This window comes from Alcaligenes sp. AB3, assembly GCF_031844565.1.
GTDB classification, from domain to species: domain Bacteria; phylum Pseudomonadota; class Gammaproteobacteria; order Burkholderiales; family Burkholderiaceae_B; genus Alcaligenes; species Alcaligenes faecalis.
Genome location: NZ_JAUZVM010000004.1, coordinates 489,100 through 508,391, shown reverse-complemented (window position 1 = coordinate 508,391; position 19,292 = coordinate 489,100). Strand labels below are relative to the sequence as shown.

Below are 19,292 nucleotides of genomic sequence, written 5' to 3'. Positions count from 1 at the left end.
CCCTCGACAAGGGTACCGGTGCGCAGCACCGGCAAGTGCTCAAGCCCCTCCGGGTCCCCACCGCCCCCAAGGGCGTGCTCATTACTGGGTTCTACTCAATAATCAGTCTTACCCCAAAGCAACGGTGACGTCATCAGCGACAACAGATAAGCACCAATTGGCAGCTCACAGCTAACAACAAGCAACAAGCAACAAGCAACAAGCAACAAGCAACAAGCAGAGGATCCTGCCCTAAAACCCCATTACTCCCCGATCGAGCACAAAAAAAGCCCGGCTAAAAAAACCGGGCCTTTTATCAACACGCCCGAAGGCGTACAAGCAGAGACTTACTTCTGCGGAGCGTACAAATACAACTCCACGCGGCGGTTCATGGCGCGGCCTTCAGCCGTCGCATTATCACCAATAGGAGCGTTCGGGCCACGGCCCTCAACCATCAAACGACCTTGTCCCACACCTTGCTGCGTCAGGTAATTGGTCACCGCACTGGCACGGTTAACCGACAAAGTCTGATTAGTCTGTGCAGACCCTGTGCTATCGGTATGGCCCACAGCCTTGGCACGCAACTCAGGATGCTGATTCATGGCACGCGCAACACTATCCAGAACCGGCAGCAAAGCAGGCTTCAACTGATAATGGCCAGTATCGAAAGACACGCTGCTTGGGATATTGACCCGCAAGCTGCCGTCGGGCATTTCGGTCACATCCACACCCAGGCCCGTTGCGCCAGACTGCTGAACATCCTTTTTAATGCCCGACCAGTTATACGCAGCAATACCGCCAGCCAGTGCACCGATACCGGCACCGATCATGGCCGCCTTGCTGCTATCACCGATCAGAGCACCAATACCCGCGCCGACCGCGGCACCGCCACCAGCCCCAACAGCCGTGCGGCCGCCCGTGCTCATATTGTCCATAGTGCCGCAAGCGGCCAACAGGGAAATAGCACCGGCACATGCTGCTAATTTTGCAGAACGAATGGAAATTGTCATTATTGGCTCCGTAATCTCAAGTTAAGTACCACGACCGATTGAACGCCTTACATACTAACAAGTGGCATCCCAAGCAGGCACTTCAAAACAGACTTCACTGCCTTCATTAACAATTCTTGATCTTGCCCACTGCTGGGCAAGACCGTGGTCAATCGTTGCTACCGGTACTAAGCCCTTGAATCCTTAGAACAACTCGGCACCCGAGTCAGCAACGACTTCTTTGTACTTCTTCAGATCACTGCTGACAAGCTCGCTGAATTCAGCCATGGTGCCAGGCTGCACATCAGAGCCCATGGTGGCCAATGCTTCACGCACGGCGGGGTCCATCAGGGCCTTGGCATAAGCGGCATGCAGCTTGTCCAGAACAGGTTGTGGCGTACCGCCAGTAGCAAACACACCAAACCAGGTGCCCAAATCAAACGGTTTCACACCAGCCTGCTCCATCGTGGGAACGTCGGGCAGGAAACTGGAGCGCTCCAAAGTCGTCACAGCCAGGGCCTTGACGGTATCTGCCTTGATCAACGGCGCCGCTGAAGCCAGGTTGTCAAACATGAAATGCACTTGGCCAGCCAGCAAGGCTGTCTTGGCGGGGTTGGCACCGGCGTAAGGAACGTGCACGGAATTGATCTGAGCACGGGTATTCAGCACTTCACCGGCCAGATGGCCTGCACTGCCATTACCGCCCGAAGCAAAGTTCATCTGACCGGGGTGTTCTTTGGCATAGCTGATCAGATCCTGCACGGACGCAATCTTGTTTTCCGCAGCAAATTCCTTGTTCACGATCAGGATGTTAGGTACCGAGGCAACCAGAGCGATAGGCGCAAAGCTCTCGACCGGATCAAAAGGAACCGTCTTGTACAACCAGGGATTGATGGAGTTGATAGCCACGGCGCCCATCATCAGGGTGTAGCCGTCCGGAGCGGCCTTGGCCACGATGCTGGCACCAATGTTGCCACCCGCGCCCGACTTGTTCTCCACCACAACCGTGCCCAGATCGCCTTTGACACGTTCAGCCAGCAAGCGTGCCATGCTATCCAAGGGGCCACCCGGCGGGTAAGGCACCACGAACTGGATAGGTTTGGAAGGATAGGAATCCTCTGCCATTACAGCCGGGGCAGCCATGACAGCCGCAACACCAGAGACAGCCAGCAGCCACTTACAGACACGAAACATCACTTTTTTCCTTGAAATAAAAATGCATATGGGCTGCGCAAGGCAGCCCATTCAGAGCAGCCACCGATCTTAATGAATGATCTGGCTTAAGAACTCGCGTGTTCTTTCACTGCGTGGCGAGTCAAAGAACTCATCAGGGGTATTTTGCTCGATGATTTCGCCCTGATCCATAAAAATGACCCGATCTGCCACTTTACGCGCAAAACCCATCTCGTGGGTCACGCACAGCATGGTCATGCCGGTATGGGCCAGTTCCACCATCACTTCCAGCACTTCCTTGACCATTTCCGGGTCCAAGGCCGAGGTGGGCTCGTCGAACAGCATGATTTTAGGCTCCATGCACAAGGAACGTGCAATAGCCACGCGCTGCTGCTGTCCACCGGAAAGCTGTCCGGGATACTTGTTGGCCTGCTCCGGGATGCGCACACGCTCCAGATACTTCATGGCCAGCTCCTGCGCCTGCGCCTTGGTCTTGCGACGTACCCACATCGGTCCCAAAGTCAGGTTCTCCATTACGGTCAGGTGGGGAAACAGGTTGAAGTGCTGAAATACCATGCCCACATCACGCCGAATGGCCTCGACCTGGCGCACATCGTTGGTAAGCTCCTCACCGGCCACAATAATCTGCCCTTTCTGATGCTCTTCCAGGCGATTGATGCACCGGATCAACGTGGACTTGCCCGAACCCGATGGGCCGCAAATAACGATGCGCTCGCCCGAGGCCACGTCCAGATTGATGTCGCGCAGCACATGAAACTGCCCGTACCATTTATTGACGTTCTTTAGCTGAATAATGGCGTCTGCCATGCAAAACTCCTTGTCTGGCCAGCAAGGCTCGAGGTGACACCCAAAGCCTTGCTACCTGTGTCAGCGTTCATAACCCGTTTGCAAACGTCGCTCCAGCGAACGACTGTAGCGAGAGATGGAGTAGCAGAACACAAAATAAATCAGTGCGATGAACAGATAGGCTTCCCGGCTGAAGCCGCGCCAGGCTGCATCGGCCAAGGCCACTTTGGCCGCCTGAGTCAGATCGAAAATACCGATAATCACGACCAGGGAGGTGTCCTTGAACAGGGAAATGAAAATGCCTACCAGTGGTGGGATCACGATCTTGAGAGCCTGCGGCAAAATAATCTGCCGCATGGTGCGCCAGTAGCTCAAGCCCAGCGAAGCCGCCCCTTCGTACTGTCCTTTGGGAATGGCCTGCAAGCCGCCCCGCACGGTTTCCGCGATGTACGCCGCCGCAAACAGAATGATGGCGATCTGAGCGCGCAACAGCTTGTCGATGTTAAAGCCCTCGGGCATGAACAAAGGCAGCATCACCGAGGACATGAACAGCAAGCTGATCAGCGGCACGCCACGAATCAGCTCGATATAGACCACGCAGACCGCCTTGACGGCCGGCAAGCGCGAGGTACGTCCCAAGGCCAGCAACAGGCCCAAAGGAAAGGCAAAAGCGATGCCGAAGGTAGCCAGAATCAAGGTCAACGGCAAGCCGCCCCACAGGCTGTTTTCCACATAGCTCAGACCCAGCACACCGCCCCACATCAAAATACCCACGACGCTCAATCCAACCAGCCAGAGCAAAGGCAGCCACGGCTTCCAGAACCAGCGCACGCAACTGCACACGATCAGCAAAGTCAGCAGGATGGAGGCCAGCAAGGGCCGCCACTGCTCGTCATAGGGATAGATGCCAAACAGGATCAGACGGTGCTTTTCACGAATGAAAGCCCAGCACGCACCCGCACTGGCCCGACAATCCTGCGCGGTTTGCGCATCGAAATTGGCCTTGATGAACAACCAGTCGATCATGGCCGGTACGGTCATCAAGAGCAGCCAGGCCGACAAGGCTGTCAGAATGGCATTCAAGGGAGAAGAAAACAGGTTCTGGCGCAGCCAGCCCAGGGGGCCCCGCTGCAATGGCGGTGGCCCGCTTACGGTGGATGTAGGCGTATGACTCATTTAGCGCTCCACCAAAGCAATGCGATTGTTGTACCAGTTCATGAAGACCGAAATCGACAGACTGACCGTCAAATAAGCCGCCATGATGATCAAGATGCCTTCAATCGCCTGCCCAGTCTGGTTCAAGGTGGTGTTCACCACAGACACAATATCGGGATAACCAATAGCCACCGCCAGGGAACTGTTTTTAGTCAGGTTCAAATACTGGCTGGTCATGGGGGGCACAATCACGCGCAGTGCCTGAGGCAGAACCACCAGACGCATCATGCGACCACGGGACAGACCCAGTGCCTGCGCCGCTTCCCATTGCCCTTTGCCCACAGCCTGAATGCCGGAGCGCACCACTTCCGCCACGAAAGCCGAGGTATAGGTAATCAGGCCGGCCAGCAAAGCGGCAAATTCAGGCGATAAGGTCACGCCCCCGACAAAGTTGAAACCGTGCAGGCGTGGTATATCCAGCGCCAAGGGTTGGGGGCTGATCAGCAAGGCCAGAGCCGGCATCAGAACAAGCAACAAAATGCCAAAACGAATGGTGGGGAAAGGTCGGCCGGTTTTTTCCAGACGACGACGCGCCCAGTGCGCCATCAAGACCCACAGCACCACAGCAAGCCCCAGACCCATGAAGATCCAGTCCATGCCATCGCCCTGCAAGGTGGGTAGCTTCAAACCTCGATTCGATAAAAATACGCCGCCCAAGGGGTTCAAAGCCTGCCTGGGGCCGGGCAAGGTTTCGGTAATCAGGGCGTACCAGAAAAACAGTTGCAGCAGCAATGGCACGTTACGCATCACTTCCACGTACAAGCCCGCCAGCCGGGAAACCAGCCAGTTCTTGGACAAACGTGCAATGCCCAGCAAGGTGCCAAATACGGTGGCGGCAATAATGCCGATCACCGCTACTTTCAACGTATTGACCAGGCCGACCAGAATGGCCCGCCCATAAGTATCCGAGGGCTTATAAGCCAGCGCCGACTCGCCAATGGCAAAGCCAGCCTCTCGATTCAGGAAATCAAAGCCTGTAGAAATATTGCGAACAGCCAGGTTGTGCAAGGTATTGGAGACCAGATACCACACACAAAAGCCAAGCACACCCAAAATCAGCACCTGGTAAATAATGCCGCGAGTGAACGGATCATTCCAGGACAGGCGCCGTTTAGGGGGGGCTGGCGCGGCAGGTGTATTTTGTGCCATAGCGTAAAACCCGTGGATGCAGCACTACGCGTAGCCCTGCGAGGTGGCGCGCGTCTGGCCGAAGCCAGACGCAAGAACAAACAGCGAAGACCGAAATCTTAACGCACTGGCCAGCCGTACATCACGCCACCGTCACGCCATTGCGCATTCAAACCGCGCTCCAGCTTCAAGGCGGTCGATTTACCCAGATTGCGCTCGAAGCTTTCGCCGTAGTTGCCGACCTGTTTAATTATGTTGTAGGCCCACTTGTTATCCAGCTTCAGACCTTTGCCCAGCTCACCGGATACGCCCAGAATACGCTGGACGTTGGGGTTATCGCTCTTGGTCATTTCATCAACGTTCGCGCTGGTAATGCCATATTCCTCAGCTTCCAGCATGGCGTTCAGCGTCCAGCGCACCAGAGTGAACCAGTCCTCGTCGCCCTGACGCACGAAGGGGCCCAGCGGCTCTTTGGAGAAGTCCTCGGGCAGGATATCGAACTCGTCCGGCGTGGCCTGAGCAGCACGCATGGCTGCCAGCTGGGACTTATCACTGGTAAAGCCGTCGCAACGACCGGAGGTAAAGGAGCGCATGGCTTCTTCAGGGTTGTTGATCACCACAGGGTTGAACTTGATACCCTGACCACGGAACCAGTCAGCCAGGTTCAGCTCAGTCGTGGTGCCGGGCTGTACGCACACAGCGGCTCCATCCAGCTCCTTGGCGCTTTTCACGCCCAGGGATTTTTTCACCATCACGCCCTGGCTGTCATAGTAGTTAATGCCAGTGCTGACCAAACCTAGAGTTGTGTCGCGAGAGATCGTCGCGGTGGTATTACGGGTCAGCACATCGACCTCACCCGATTGCAGGGCAGTAAAGCGCTGCTGAGTGGTCAAAGGCGTAACCTTGTATTTTTTGGCATCCCCAAAAACAGCAGCGGCGATCGCACTGCACATGTCCACGTCAATGCCGGACCAGACACCCTTGCTGTCGGCCAGCGAGAATCCTGCAATACCTGTTGAGACACCACACTGAACAAAACCTTTCTTCTTCACCGAGTCCAGGGTTTCACCTGCTTGTGCATTAGCGGCCAGGGCCATCAACGCAACACTACATGCAATGGTTTTCACTAAGGTCATGGAATATCACCTCCTGTTTACTTTTGGTAAATGGATGCAGATTACAATTGCAGCTAAGCTGTGGTGTCCAATCGTAGAGCCAGACTGTGCAAACACAAATCGGGGGTTTCCCTCTAACAATCTGACTAATACTTTTACCTACGCCGACATTTTCATGCGAGCCCCGTCGGTCATTCCATAGGGGCTTTTCAAGCAGATTCCTCTTTAATTGTGCGTCGCGATGATCGAGTTCCAACACGTTTTTAAATCGTATGGCCGCAGTAAAAATATTCTAGCCGACATTAATTTTCGCATTGATGACGGCGAATTTATTTTTGTTTCCGGCCCCTCTGGAGCAGGTAAATCCACTTTATTGCGTCTGATCGGCGGCCTGGAGCTACCTAGCCGTGGCTCGGTTCAGGTCAATGGGCACAGGCTGGACAAGCTGCCGGCCCGCGCCCGCCCCTATCTGCGACGCGCGGTGGGCGTGGTTTTACAAGATACGCACTTGCTGCAAGACCGCAGCGCCCTGGCCAATGTGCTCCTGCCCCTGGCAGTCATGGGCCTGGAGCCCAGCACCGCCCAGGCACGTGCTCGCGCCGCCATGGAAAAAGTAGGCTTGCGCGGCAAAGAGGATTTAAAGCCCGTGGAAATGTCTGGCGGTGAACAGCAACGGCTGGCGATTGCCCGCGCTATTGTGAATCGCCCGGCTATTTTGATTGCCGACGAACCAACAGCCAATTTGGACGCCGATAACGCCAAACGCATCATGGATGTATTGATGGACTTTAACCGGGTGGGTGTCACCACCTTGATTGCTTCGCATGATCTGAATTTGATGGCACGCTATGCGCGCCGCACCCTGCTCATTCAGGACGGCCGTTTTTCCGATCACCCCGGAGTGCTGGCATGAGAACCTGGCTGCGTCATCATCAATACGCTTTCCTGGTGGCCTTGCGCCGCCTGAAAGTGCAACCTTTCTCCTCCCTGTCCAACCTGCTGGTCATTGCCCTGACCCTGGCCGTGCCTGTGCTGGGAGCCAGTATCCTGCTGGCCGCTCAGCCTGTCGTGCGCGAGATCCCTACCTCGCCCGAAATGACAGTATTCATGAAGCAAAACAGCACCTTGGAGCAGGCCCAGGCTTTCAGCCAGGCCGTGGGTAAAGAGTTTCAAGCTGAACTGGCCCAGATCAGGCTGGTCAGCAAGGAACAGGCGCTCAAGCAATTACAGAGCAACCCCAGCTGGACAGATGCCTTGGGCGCGTTGCCCAGCAACCCCTTGCCACACGCCATTGTGCTGACCCTGCATGAAACCCCGGATCTGGTAACGCGTGCCGACACCCTGGCCGAGACCCTGCAAGGCCGCGAAGGCGTGGATAGCGTGCTGCTGGATAGCGAATGGGTGCAGCGTCTGGCCGCAATTCTAAGCTTCATTCGCATTGGCCTATGGATTTTGATGGCGGGCGTGGGCGTAGTGGTGATTGCCACCGTGTTCAATACCGTCCGTCTGCAAGCCCTGAACCAGCGCGAAGAAATTGCCGTGGCTCGTCTGGTCGGTGCAACCGAGGCCTTTGTACGGCGCCCCTTCCTGTATATGGGTGCGCTCACCGGTCTGACGGCCAGCGTCCTGGCATGCGGTCTGGCCTTGCTGGCACTGACCCCGCTGAACAAGGCCTTATCCAGTCTGGCCCAAAGCTATGGCGTCCAGCTGACGCTCCAGCTGCCGGAATTTTCTCTTTTGCTGACAGCTGCTATTTTGGTCGCCATTTTGGGCGCACTGGCGGCTCGCTGGTCTGTTACCCGTAGTACCCAATATTGATGTCACTTCCTGAACCCCGTCCCCAAGATCTGGCCGAAAAAGTGGTGGCTTGGCAAAAAACCTCCGGCCGCCACCACCTCCCCTGGCAGAACACGCAAGACCCGTACCGCGTCTGGCTCTCCGAAATCATGCTGCAGCAAACCCAGGTCGCCACCGTCCTGGGTTATTACGAGCGCTTTCTGGAACGCTTCCCCACCGTCAAGGCTCTGGCCACTGCCGAGCAAGATGAAGTCATGCCCTATTGGGCCGGTTTGGGCTACTACGCCCGTGCCCGTAACCTGCACCGCTGTGCTCGTGAGGTCATGGAGAAATGGGACGGCCGTTTTCCAGACAATGCCACGGACCTGGCGACCTTACCCGGTATTGGCCGCTCTACCGCCTGTGCCATCGCCGCCTTCTGTTTTGGCGAACGCAGCCCCATCATGGACGGCAACGTGAAACGTGTGTTCACGCGCTATTTCGGAATTTATGGCCCCACGCAAAAAAAGGCTGTGGAAAACACCTTGTGGGCCAAGGCCGATGAAGTCGTCGAGCTTGCTCCCGCCAGCCTGGATATGGCGGCCTACACCCAAGGGCTGATGGATTTGGGCTCGCAATGCTGTACGCGCAGCAAGCCCACCTGTAGTCTCTGTCCACTGCAAAGCGACTGCTATGCTCACACCCACCAGGCCCAGTCCGAACTGCCCAGCCCCAAAGAGCGCATCCGCCAGGATGAACGCTATGCGCATGTGCTGATTCTGGAGCTGAATGGTCAGGTCCTGCTGGAGCAACGGCCCGACAAGGGTATTTGGGGTGGCCTGCTCACTCTGCCCCAGTTTGACGATGCCATCAGCCTGCAAACGGCGGCACTGCATTGGTCTGACGAGGAGGCCATTGCGCTGGCCTCTTTCCAGCATGTGTTCTCGCACTTCAAGCTGCACATCACACCTTGGCTGCTGCAAGTGGACGAATCCTTGCTGGCCGAGCCGGTGGCTGGCCAGCAATGGCAGGATCATGACGCATTGGAACAGACCGCTTTGCCAGCGCCCATACGCAAGCTGCTGCTGGGCTTGTACCAGAGCAAAGAGAGTGAACAATTACTTCTGAGTTGACACCAGGAACCCCGGCATATCCGGGGTGAGCGGCACTATGCAGGCCGCGCTGGCTTGTCGTTGCTGATGCTCATCAGCATCCCGCAGGCCACGCCCAAGGTCATCAAGGCTGTACCGCCATAGCTCAGGAATGGCAAAGGCACGCCCACCACGGGCAGAATCCCCGTCACCATGCCTATGTTCACGAACACGTAGACAAACAGCATCATGGACATGGAACCGGCCAGCAGACGGCTGAACTGGGTATGGGCCACAGCGGCAATCGACAAGCCGCGCAGAATCAGCAAGGCATACAGCACCAGCAGCATGATGCCGCCATACAAGCCGAACTCTTCGGCAAACACTGCAAAAATGAAGTCGGTTGTACGCTCGGGCACAAAGTCCAGATGGGACTGGGTGCCCATCATATAGCCCTTGCCGTAAACACCACCCGAGCCAATCGCAATCATGGACTGGATGGTATGGAACCCTCTACCCAGGCGATCACTACCCGGATTCAGCAGCGTGCAGACACGATGTTTCTGATAGTCGTGCAGCACCACCCAGTCCAGGTCAGGCACGCAAATATAGTCTTCGTAGTAGAGCAAGGCACTGATACCCAGCACCAGCACCACCACAATCGGCACAATCAGCTTGAAGGACAGACCGGCAAAGTAAATCACGCAGAAACCGGCCGCAAACACCAGCAAGGCCGTACCCAAGTCCGGCTGACGCACGATCAGCAAGAACGGAATCATCAGCAAGATACCCGCCACCATGAAGTCCAGCAGGCTCATCTTGGGCCGCTGATAGCGGTGGAAATACCAGGCCAGCATCAAGGGCACAGAAATCTTGAGCATTTCCGAAGGCTGAATACGCGCCACCCCCAGGTCCAGCCAGCGCGTTGCGCCCTTGCTGGTCTCGCCAAAGAACTCCACCCCCAAAAGCAGTACCACCCCAACCGAATAAACGACTGGGGCCAGCTTCATCCACATGGTGGGAGGAATCAGGGCAGCCACCCACATCACGCCAAAGGCCAGCAGGAAATTACGAACCTGGTCTGCAAAACGCCAGTCCGTACCGCCCACGGCCGAATGCATGACGGTCATACCCAGTGCGGCCATCAAGACCAGCAACAATAGCAAGGGCCAATCAAAGGCGGTGACGGCTCTCAGGCCCAGTTGCAAAAGTCGCTTCATTGCATCTGCCCTCGTTCTACCAGCCAATAATCAAAGACCTTGCGCACAATCGGTGCCGCAACCGAACCACCCCAACCCGCATTTTCTACAATCAAGGCCACTGCGATTTTGGGATTCTCTGCCGGAGCATAGGACATGAACAAAGCGTGGTCGCGCAAACGCTCGTCAATAGCATTGGCGTTGTACTTGGCGCCACGCAAGCTAAAGACCTGTGCCGTCCCTGTCTTGCCCGCAGCCTGATACGCCGCACCCGCAAAGGCGCGGCGGGCCGTACCCAGACGCACCACATCCACCAGAGCGCGTTTGACCACATCCACATTAGCCTGCTTCAAAGGAATCAGCTTGGCATCAATACGCACAGGCTGTTCAATCTCTGGGTCATGTGGGCTCAACGTCTGGGTGACCAGGTGGGGAGGCCGCACAATGCCATTGCTGGCCAGCACGGCAGTGGCATGCGCCAGTTGCAGCACGGTAAAGGAGTTATAGCCCTGCCCCACCGCTACCGAGATACTTTCCCCGGCATACCAGCGCTGTTGGGCCGGTTTTCGGTAGGCCTGTCGTTTCCACTCAGTAGAAGGCAAAATGCCTTGGCGCTCGCCATCCAGGTCAATACCCGTCCGCTGGCCAAAGCCAAACTGCTTCATGAAGTCGTGCAGATTATCAACGCCGATTTCCGGGCCCAAGGAATAGAAATAGGTATCCGAAGAAACCACCAAGGCACGATGCATGTCGGTAGAGCCGTAGACCGCGCCACCCGCGTTACGGAAACGCTGGCCACCAAACTCAAAATAACCGGGGTCGGAAATACGATCCGTTGCCTTGCGCTTGCCGGTTTCCAGAGCGGCCAAAGCCACAAAAGGCTTATAGGTCGAACCGATGGGATAGGTGCCGTACAGCGGACGGTTAATCAGTGGATGATCCGGTGAGTCGTTCAGCTTGCGCCAGTTTTCTACGTCAATACCATCGATAAACAGGTTCGGGTCAAAAGATGGGGCTGATACAAATGCCAGAACTTCGCCGGTGCTGGGCTCAATGGCCACCAGCGCACCACGTCGCCCGGTGAACAGGGCCTCCGCCATTTTCTGCAGGCCAATATCCAGCGACAAGCGCAGGCTGGCACCAGGTACAGGATCAACACGGCTCAAGGTCCGTACCGGCCGGCCCGAAGCGGCTACTTCCACTTCCTCAATGCCGGTGCGTCCGTGCAAGGTTTTTTCCCAGGTTTTCTCGATCCCTTTCTTGCCGATGACCTGCGTGCCCCGGTAATTGCCGGTTTGCCCGGTTTCTTCCAGACGCTGCTGATCGCCCTCGGAAATACGCCCCACATAACCCAGTACGTGCGCCGCCGCTTCACCTTGCGGATACTCGCGTACCCAACGGGCTTGCAGGGTCACACCAGGAAACTTGAAAGCATGAGCGGAGAACCAGGCTGCCTCATCATCGCTCAGATTATTACGCAGCAGTATTTCGGAATATCGGCTATTTTGCGCGACGTTCTGCTTGAATCGACGACGATCACGTGGACTTAGCTCCACCAGCTCACCCACTCGATCCAGCATATCGTCTACTGGCTCGCCCAAACTGGCGGGTACGGCCGACAAGGTGTAGTCCCGGTAATTACGGGCCAGTACCTCGCCATTGCGATCCAGAATCTCGCCTCGACGAGGGGTAATCGGGATGACGGCAATACGGTTCTGATCGGCTCGGGCGGCAAAGCCTTCGTAGCGCACCACTTGCAAATACCACAAGCGCACGCCCAGCACCCCTAACAGAACGCAGGCCAGAACGGCCGCTACCAAGGCGCGAAACAGAATGCGCTGGCGCAGCTGATGCGAGGTTTTTTTGAATTCAAACATGGCCGCCCTACCAATCAGGACGAACCGGAGTCGGACTCGTCCAGACGTCGCTGCGGCAAGAACAGCACGCTATCGGCCAGCGGCCACAAGGCGGCGGTCAGCAAGGTGCCACCCGCCCACTCCCAGCCAGACCACTCGCCCACCAGCCAGGCGTGCAAGACCTGCACGATCAACTGGGCCAGCAGCATGACGACAGCCATATGCAGCAAGTGGGTCCACATGCCAAAGTTCAAGATGCGCTTGCGCAAGAGCAAGGCGCCATACACGACCAGCACATACGCCAGGGCGTGCTCGCCCAGGAGGCTACCGTCATGCACATCCACCAGAATGCCCAGCACAAAGGCCAGGGACATGGGCACACGACGCGGTTCATGAACGGCCCAAAAACCCAGCACCAGCATCAACAGGTCCGGCGCGAAAGGCAGCAGGCGCCAGGGCAGCATGGACCCCAGCCACATCAGCAGAATCGAGCCCCATATCAGCCAGGGACTGGAGGCGCGCGAAAACGGGCTGCTATCAATAGGCTGCAAGCTACTCAAGGATGAGGACCGGGTTTTACGGCCAGAGGTGTCCGAGGACTCAGCGCGTCGCATCATTGGCATCGTCCTGTTCAAGAGGGCGCTCGCTCTCGGGCACCAGCAAAATCAGAAAATGGCGGTAACGCTCCGGGTGTGACAGGGGCGTCACCAAGGCCAGGGCGAAACCGGAAGCGTCATCACGCTCGATACTGCTGACCATACCCACTGGCAGGCCGGCAGGAAACAGGCCACCGATACCGCTGGTAATCAAGGTATCGTTCGGCTCCAGATCAACGTCAGCCGTCAGAAAACGTACTTCCACCTTGCCACCGGGGTTGCCACCAAAGGCAATCAGACGCAGGCCATTGCGCAGCACCTGCACCGGTACCGAGACCTTGTCGTCAGTAATCAGCGCGGCTTCCGAGGTAAAGCGCGTGACACGCACCACCTGTCCCACCACCCCGCCCTCGTCAATGACAGGCATGCCGGGGCGAATGCCACTGGCCGAGCCTTTATTGAAGATCAGGTGACGGGCATAGCCATTGGGCGGTTCGTACAGAACCTCCACGGCCACAGAGGGTTGGGTGACGGTATCAGCCACTTGCAGCAAGCGACGCAACTGTTCGTTTTCAGCAGAAAGCTGGGCTGCATGGGTAGAGAGCTGAGCCAGCTCGATACGCTGGCGTTGCAAGGCTTCTTTTTCGGAGCGGGCGGTGGAGGCCGCGTCGGTCCAGCTGCTGAAGTAGGTGACCAGATCGCGAGGGGCCAGCATGACACGCTGAAAGGGATACAGGACGGTGGCAACAGCCTGGCGCACCGGTTCGAGCACCGCATAACGAGCATCAGTGATCAACAAGCCCACTGCCAGCACCAAAAGAGCGGCCAAACGCAGCTCAGCTGATGAGCCGCGCCTAAATAGCCGGATGGAGCCTTGTTCTCGCATTAATCAAGCACTCGATCGCTTGCCCCCACAGGCAGACATTGCCGTGAAAGCCAAGCAAAGATCAATCGTAAATGAATACGGACTCCAGACGCTCCAGGTGTTCCAGAGCCTCGCCGCATCCCCGTACCACGCAGGTCAGAGGATCTTCGGCCACCACAACGGGCAAGCCGGTCTCTTCTTGCAGCAGACGGTCCAGGTCATGAACCAGAGCACCACCACCGGTCAGGACGATGCCCTTGTCAGTGATGTCCGCACCCAGTTCAGGAGGAGTTTGTTCCAGAGCGGTTTTAACCGCAGAGACGATTTGATTCAAGGGATCGGTAAGCGATTCCAGAATCTCGTTGGACGACACGGTGAAACTGCGGGGCACCCCTTCGGACAAATTGCGACCCTTGACTTCAATTTCACGAATTTCAGTACCGGGGAATGCAGAACCGATCTCTTTTTTGATCAATTCAGCCGTCGGTTCCCCAATGAGCATTCCGTAATTGCGGCGGATGTAATTAATAATGGCTTCGTCAAACTTGTCGCCACCGACGCGAACCGAACCTTTATAGACCATACCGCCCAGGGAAATCACGGCCACTTCAGTAGTGCCGCCGCCAATATCCACCACCATGGAACCACTGGCATCGGACACGGCCAGGCCGGCGCCGATTGCTGCTGCCATGGGCTCTTCAATCAGGTAGACCTTGCTGGCACCAGCGCCCAATGCGGATTCTTTGATGGCGCGACGTTCTACCTGAGTGGAGCCACAAGGCACACACACGATAATACGGGGGCTGGGGGCAAACATGCTGCGGGGGTGAACCATGCGAATGAACTGCTTGAGCATTTGCTCGGTAACAGTAAAGTCCGCGATCACACCATCCTTCATGGGCCGGATGGCTTCAATATTGCCAGGCACCCGACCCAGCATTTGCTTGGCCTCCTGCCCAACGGCCTGAATGATTTTTTTACCATTAGGTCCGCCTTCATGGCGGATGGCTACAACGGACGGTTCATCCAGTACGATACCCTTGCCGCGTACATAGATAAGGGTATTGGCCGTACCGAGGTCGATTGCCATATCGCTGGAAAAGTAACTGCGTAGGAATCCGAACATGGGCGCGCAAAGTGTAAAGTGTTTGGGGGAAAAGGCAGGTAAATTCGGCGCGGAACTCAAGCGTAAAACGACAGGCACAAGAACCAGGCAACGAATTCAAAAATACCTGGGAAGGAAACGGTCAATGATAACTTATAATTGCTCTACATTAGGACTGTTTTAATGGTCAGTTAAGTTCTGTAACCCCCGCATTTGCTGTAAAAGTGCCAAACTGTCCCTAACTGACGGATTTCCGCTTTTTTTTATTACTCATTTTCCAGTACCCACCCACATGTCTATCACTGAACAGGATGTTGCCCGTATAGCGCAACTGGCGCGCCTTGATCTTTCTGCTGAACAAGCCTCCCAGGTCGAGCACGATTTGACGCGCATCCTGGGCCTGATCCAGACCTTGCAAACCGTTGATACTCAAGGCGTTGAACCCATGGCCCATCCTTTGTCCGCCCGCCAGCAGATCAGTCTGCGTCTGCGCGAGGACAAGGCCCTGCCTTCCGGAACGGTAGAAAGCCGTCAGGCCATGATGCGCAACGCCCCCGCCGAGCAGGATGGCCTGTTTCTGGTGCCCACGGTCATCGAATAAAGCAAAACCATGTCTTTTACCCCTGAATTCGCGACTATTGCAGCGCTGCGACTAGCCCTGCAAAACAAAACCGTCAGTGCCCGCGAGCTGGCCCAGCAAGCTCTGGACAGCAGCGCCCGCCAAAAAGAGCTCAATGCCTTTGTGCAGCAGGACGCTGCCCTGACCCTGGCCCAGGCCGATGCCGCCGATGCCCTGATTGCTCAAGGCAAGGCCGGCCCACTGACCGGCATCCCCATCGCCCACAAAGATTTGTTTGTCACCAAGGATTGGCAGACCACCGCCTGCAGCAAAATGCTGGAAGGCTACGTCAGCCCCTTTGACGCCACGGTTGTGACCAAGCTGCAGGCAGCCGGTGCTGTCTCGCTGGGCAAACTGAACTGTGACGAGTTCGCCATGGGCTCGCGCAACGAGAGCTCCGTGTTTGGCCCCGTACGCAACCCCTGGGATCACTCCATGGTGCCCGGTGGCTCCTCGGGTGGTTCCGCCGCTGTTGTGGCCGCTGGCCTGGTCGCCGGTGCAACCGCAACCGATACCGGCGGTTCGATTCGCCAGCCTGCCGCCCTGTGTGGCGTCAGCGGCATCAAGCCCACCTACGGCACAATTTCCCGCTTCGGGATCATTGCCTACGGCTCCAGCCTGGATCAGGCCGGTCCTATCGCCCGCAATGCCCGCGATTTGCTCGATCTGCTGGAAGCCATGTGTGGTTTCGACCCGCAAGATGCCACCAGCCTGGAATTCTGCGACGACCAGCCCAATAACGGCGCACGCATTCGCCAGCAATTTGAACAGCAACAGGCGCAGCAAGAAGCCCAAGGCAGCCAGCCCCTGAAAGGCTTGCGTATTGGTGTACCCGCCCAGTTCTTTGGCCCCGGCCTGGACCCGGTCGTTGCCGACGCCATCGAAGCTGCACTGAAAACCTACGAAAGCCTGGGTGCAGAACGCGTCACCGTGCAACTGCCCCTGACGGAATTGTCTGTCCCTACTTATTACGTCATCAGCCCTGCCGAGGCCTCGACCAACCTGTCGCGTTTTGACGGCGTACGCTTTGGCCACCGCGCCAGCCAGTACACCGACCTGAACAGCATGATCTCGCGCTCGCGCTCGGAAGGCTTCGGCCCTGAAGTGGTGCGCCGCATCCTGGTCGGCACCTACGTGCTCTCGCACGGCTACTACGACGCCTACTACCTGCAAGCCCAACGCGTGCGCCGCATGATTGTGGACGACTTCCAGAAAGTCTTTGAACAGTGCGACCTGATCCTGGGCCCCGTCACACCGGCCCTGGGCCGCAAGCTGGGGGCCAACATCGAGGATCCCACCACAGACTGGCTGGGTGATGTCTACACCCTGGGCGTGAGCCTGGCCGGCCTGCCCGCGATGTCCATTCCTTGCGGCTTCAGCAAGGATGAGCGCCCCTTGCCCATTGGCCTGCAAATCATTGGCAACTACTTCCGTGAAGGCCAATTGCTGGCCTTTGCCGACCGCTTCCAGCAAGTCACCGACTGGCATCAACGTCAACCAGGACAACAATAATGGAATGGGAAATTGTGATCGGGCTGGAAACCCATACCCAGCTCTCGACCGAATCCAAAATCTTCTCCAGCAGCAGCACCCGCTTTGGCGCCTTGCCCAACACGCAAGCCAACGAAGTCGATATGGCCTTGCCCGGCGCGCTGCCCGTCTTTAACCGTGGCGCTGCCGAACGGGCAATTCGCCTGGGTCTGGCCGTCGGTGGCCACATTGCGCCGCGCTCCGTGTTCGAGCGCAAAAACTACTTCTACCCGGATCTGCCCAAGAACTACCAGATCAGCCAGATGGAAATTCCCGTTGTCAGCGGCGGCACAGTCAGCTTCATGCTGGACGGTGAAGAAAAAACCATCAATCTGACACGCGCCCACCTGGAAGAAGATGCCGGTAAATCCCTGCACGAAAACTTCCGTGGTCCTTACGGCGAGTCCAGCACCGGGATCGACTTGAACCGCGCGGGCACTCCGCTGCTGGAAATCGTATCCGAACCTGAAATGCGTTCGGCTGCTGAAGCCGTGGGCTATGCACGCGCCCTGCATAGCCTGGTAGTCTGGCTGGGCATTTGCGACGGCAATATGCAGGAAGGCTCTTTCCGCGTGGATGCCAACGTATCGGTACGCCCTAAAGGCCAGAAAGAATTTGGCACTCGCTGCGAACTGAAGAACATCAACTCCTTCCGCTTCCTGGAACGTGCCATTCAATACGAAGCACGCCGCCAGATCGAGCTGATCGAGGACGGTGGCAAAGTCATTCAGGAAACGCGCCTGTACGACTCGGACCGCGACGAAACCCGCAGCATGCGCAGCAAGGAAGATGCACACGATTACCGCTACTTCCCCGATCCTGATCTGCCACCTCTGTTTATCAGCGAAGAGTGGATCGAGCAGGTTCGTCAGGACATGCCTGAACTGCCCGCCCAGAAACTGGCTCGCTTCGAGCAAGAGTTTGAACTGAGCCGTTACGACGCCTCGCAACTGACGGTAGACCGTGCAACGGCCGACTTCTTCGAAGCCATCTTGCAAGCGGGCTCCAAGGCGAACGCGAAACTGGCCGCCAACTGGATTCTGGGCGAACTGTCGGCTGCCTTGAACCGTGAAGAGCTGAGCATTGAGCAGTCCAAAGTCAGCCCCGCGCAATTGGCTCAGCTGATTGCCCGTATTGCTGACGGTACCATCTCCAACAAGATTGCCCGTGACGTGTTCGCGGCGCAGTGGGACGGCGAGCTCAATGGCGATGTGGATGCCATCATCGACGCCCGTGGCTTGAAGCAGATCAACGACGTGGGTGCCATTGAGGCCATGGTGGACGAAGTGCTGGCCGCCAACCCCAACATCGTTGAGCAGCACCGTGCCGGCAAGCCAAAAGCCTTCAACGCTCTGGTCGGCCAGGTGATGAAGGTTGCCAAGGGCAAGGCCAATCCGCAGCAGATCAACGAAATGCTCAAGCAAAAGCTGGACGCCTAAGTCCGGACGCTGCGCTCCGCGGATACAAAAACACCAGGCCAAGACCTGGTGTTTTTTTTACTACTGAATCCTGCTTAACAAACGCGGGAGATCAGACGCCGTAGCGATCGCGGTAGGCTTTCACCTGGGGAGCGTGAGCCGCCAGGGTCGTATCGTCCGCCAGCACCGCCATGATGTCCGCCAGCGAGGCAATGCTGATCACAGGAATACCGTAAGTCTGTTCCACTTCCTGCACAGCAGAATGCGCAGACAGTTCCTGATCATTACCGGCGCGCTCCATGCGATCCAGAGCAATCAACACCGCCGCAGGTTCTGCACCTGCGGCCTTGATGATCTGCATGGATTCACGCACGGACGTACCCGCGGTGATCACGTCATCAATAATCACGACCTTGCCTTGCAAGGGAGCACCCACCAGGGTGCCGCCTTCGCCGTGGTCTTTGGCTTCTTTGCGGTTGAAGGCAAAGGGCACATCACGATCACCGATTTGCGGGTGTTCAGCCAGAGCAATCGACGTTGCGGCGGCCAGAGGAATGCCTTTGTAGGCGGGGCCGAACAGCATGTCAAAAGACACGCCCGAATCCAGCAAAGCCTGGGCATAGAAACGGGCCAGTTGACCCACGCTACGTCCCGTATTGAACAGGCCGGCATTGAAGAAGTAAGGGCTCAAACGGCCGGACTTGACCTTGAATTCCCCAAAGCGCAGCACTCCCTGTTCCAGGGAAAAGCGCACAAAATTGCGACGATTATCGTTATTAGCCGACATGACAGAGTATGAAAAAGATAGAGACGAAAGGCATTTTAGCGTGT

The 19,292-nt window shown here is 57.0% G+C and carries 18 protein-coding genes; 6 read left to right on the top strand and 12 right to left on the bottom strand.

Translation table 11 applies throughout. The features are described 5' to 3' along the window. Positions 1-326: 326 nt before the first annotated feature. The 6 genes from Q9R35_RS12150 to Q9R35_RS12125 all read right to left on the bottom strand — a co-directional run bounded on the left by Q9R35_RS12150 (position 327) and on the right by Q9R35_RS12125 (position 6,427). Positions 327-905, bottom strand: a complete 579-nt coding sequence (locus tag Q9R35_RS12150) for an OmpA family protein (protein ID WP_109089344.1) — start codon at positions 903-905, stop codon at positions 327-329. A 267-nt stretch (positions 906-1,172) separates the two neighbouring features. Next, on the bottom strand, positions 1,173-2,162 hold the full coding sequence (locus Q9R35_RS12145; protein ID WP_252605520.1) for a tripartite tricarboxylate transporter substrate binding protein: 990 nt from the start codon (positions 2,160-2,162) through the stop codon (positions 1,173-1,175). 69 nt (positions 2,163-2,231) lie between these two features. Next, on the bottom strand, positions 2,232-2,969 hold the full coding sequence (locus tag Q9R35_RS12140; RefSeq protein WP_042486495.1) for an amino acid ABC transporter ATP-binding protein: 738 nt from the start codon (positions 2,967-2,969) through the stop codon (positions 2,232-2,234). 60 nt (positions 2,970-3,029) lie between these two features. Continuing rightward, a complete protein-coding gene (locus Q9R35_RS12135) occupies positions 3,030-4,124 on the bottom strand; it encodes an amino acid ABC transporter permease (protein ID WP_042486498.1) in 1,095 nt (364 codons plus the stop codon). Beyond that, on the bottom strand, positions 4,125-5,312 hold the full coding sequence (locus tag Q9R35_RS12130) for an amino acid ABC transporter permease (protein ID WP_311219916.1): 1,188 nt from the start codon (positions 5,310-5,312) through the stop codon (positions 4,125-4,127). A gap of 98 nt (positions 5,313-5,410) precedes the next feature. Next, a complete protein-coding gene (locus Q9R35_RS12125; protein WP_042486504.1) occupies positions 5,411-6,427 on the bottom strand; it encodes an amino acid ABC transporter substrate-binding protein in 1,017 nt (338 codons plus the stop codon). A gap of 220 nt (positions 6,428-6,647) precedes the next feature. On the opposite strand from Q9R35_RS12125, the gene Q9R35_RS12120 reads away from it, so the two are divergent. From Q9R35_RS12120 to mutY, 3 genes are read left to right on the top strand one after another with little or no spacing between them, the layout of a single operon-like run. After that, positions 6,648-7,319: a cell division ATP-binding protein FtsE gene (locus Q9R35_RS12120; RefSeq protein ID WP_009460544.1), complete on the top strand. Its 672-nt coding sequence runs from the start codon at positions 6,648-6,650 to the stop codon at positions 7,317-7,319. Beyond that, positions 7,316-8,224, top strand: a complete 909-nt coding sequence (locus tag Q9R35_RS12115) for an ABC transporter permease (RefSeq protein ID WP_042486508.1) — start codon at positions 7,316-7,318, stop codon at positions 8,222-8,224. The genes Q9R35_RS12120 and Q9R35_RS12115 overlap by 4 nt, the downstream gene beginning before the upstream one ends. Beyond that, positions 8,224-9,315: an A/G-specific adenine glycosylase gene (mutY, locus tag Q9R35_RS12110; RefSeq protein ID WP_311219915.1), complete on the top strand. Its 1,092-nt coding sequence runs from the start codon at positions 8,224-8,226 to the stop codon at positions 9,313-9,315. Before Q9R35_RS12115 ends, mutY begins: the two co-directional genes overlap by 1 nt. A gap of 35 nt (positions 9,316-9,350) precedes the next feature. On the opposite strand, the gene rodA is transcribed toward mutY, so the two are convergent. From rodA to Q9R35_RS12085, 5 genes are all read right to left on the bottom strand, one after another. Continuing rightward, positions 9,351-10,493 (bottom strand): rod shape-determining protein RodA, encoded by a 1,143-nt coding sequence (rodA, locus tag Q9R35_RS12105; RefSeq protein WP_042486509.1) that lies wholly within the window; start codon positions 10,491-10,493, stop codon positions 9,351-9,353. Beyond that, positions 10,490-12,349: a penicillin-binding protein 2 gene (gene mrdA / locus Q9R35_RS12100; protein ID WP_042486512.1), complete on the bottom strand. Its 1,860-nt coding sequence runs from the start codon at positions 12,347-12,349 to the stop codon at positions 10,490-10,492. Before mrdA ends, rodA begins: the two co-directional genes overlap by 4 nt. A gap of 14 nt (positions 12,350-12,363) precedes the next feature. Further along, positions 12,364-12,945, bottom strand: a complete 582-nt coding sequence (mreD, locus tag Q9R35_RS12095; protein ID WP_081045474.1) for a rod shape-determining protein MreD — start codon at positions 12,943-12,945, stop codon at positions 12,364-12,366. Further along, positions 12,929-13,810 (bottom strand): rod shape-determining protein MreC, encoded by an 882-nt coding sequence (gene mreC / locus Q9R35_RS12090; protein WP_009460381.1) that lies wholly within the window; start codon positions 13,808-13,810, stop codon positions 12,929-12,931. The genes mreD and mreC overlap by 17 nt, the downstream gene beginning before the upstream one ends. A gap of 61 nt (positions 13,811-13,871) precedes the next feature. Beyond that, entirely contained in the window at positions 13,872-14,915 is a 1,044-nt protein-coding gene (locus Q9R35_RS12085; RefSeq protein WP_003801946.1) for a rod shape-determining protein, read from the bottom strand. Between the two features lie 271 nt (positions 14,916-15,186). Between Q9R35_RS12085 and gatC the strand changes: the two genes are divergently transcribed. Genes gatC through gatB form a run of 3 tightly spaced genes read left to right on the top strand, consistent with a single transcriptional unit; the run spans position 15,187 to position 18,482 of the window. Then, a complete protein-coding gene (gene gatC, locus Q9R35_RS12080; RefSeq protein WP_003801948.1) occupies positions 15,187-15,495 on the top strand; it encodes an Asp-tRNA(Asn)/Glu-tRNA(Gln) amidotransferase subunit GatC in 309 nt (102 codons plus the stop codon). Positions 15,496-15,504: 9 nt separating this feature from the next. Continuing rightward, positions 15,505-17,025 carry an Asp-tRNA(Asn)/Glu-tRNA(Gln) amidotransferase subunit GatA gene (gatA, locus tag Q9R35_RS12075; RefSeq protein ID WP_063691502.1) on the top strand — a complete coding sequence of 507 codons (1,521 nt, stop codon included), beginning with the start codon at positions 15,505-15,507 and terminating at the stop codon, positions 17,023-17,025. Continuing rightward, positions 17,025-18,482 carry an Asp-tRNA(Asn)/Glu-tRNA(Gln) amidotransferase subunit GatB gene (gene gatB, locus Q9R35_RS12070; RefSeq protein WP_063691504.1) on the top strand — a complete coding sequence of 486 codons (1,458 nt, stop codon included), beginning with the start codon at positions 17,025-17,027 and terminating at the stop codon, positions 18,480-18,482. The genes gatA and gatB overlap by 1 nt, the downstream gene beginning before the upstream one ends. Before the next feature lie 91 nt (positions 18,483-18,573). On the opposite strand, the gene pyrE is transcribed toward gatB, so the two are convergent. Next, positions 18,574-19,248, bottom strand: coding sequence for an orotate phosphoribosyltransferase (gene pyrE / locus Q9R35_RS12065; protein WP_026484434.1), 675 nt, complete (start codon positions 19,246-19,248; stop codon positions 18,574-18,576). Positions 19,249-19,292 lie beyond the last annotated feature (44 nt).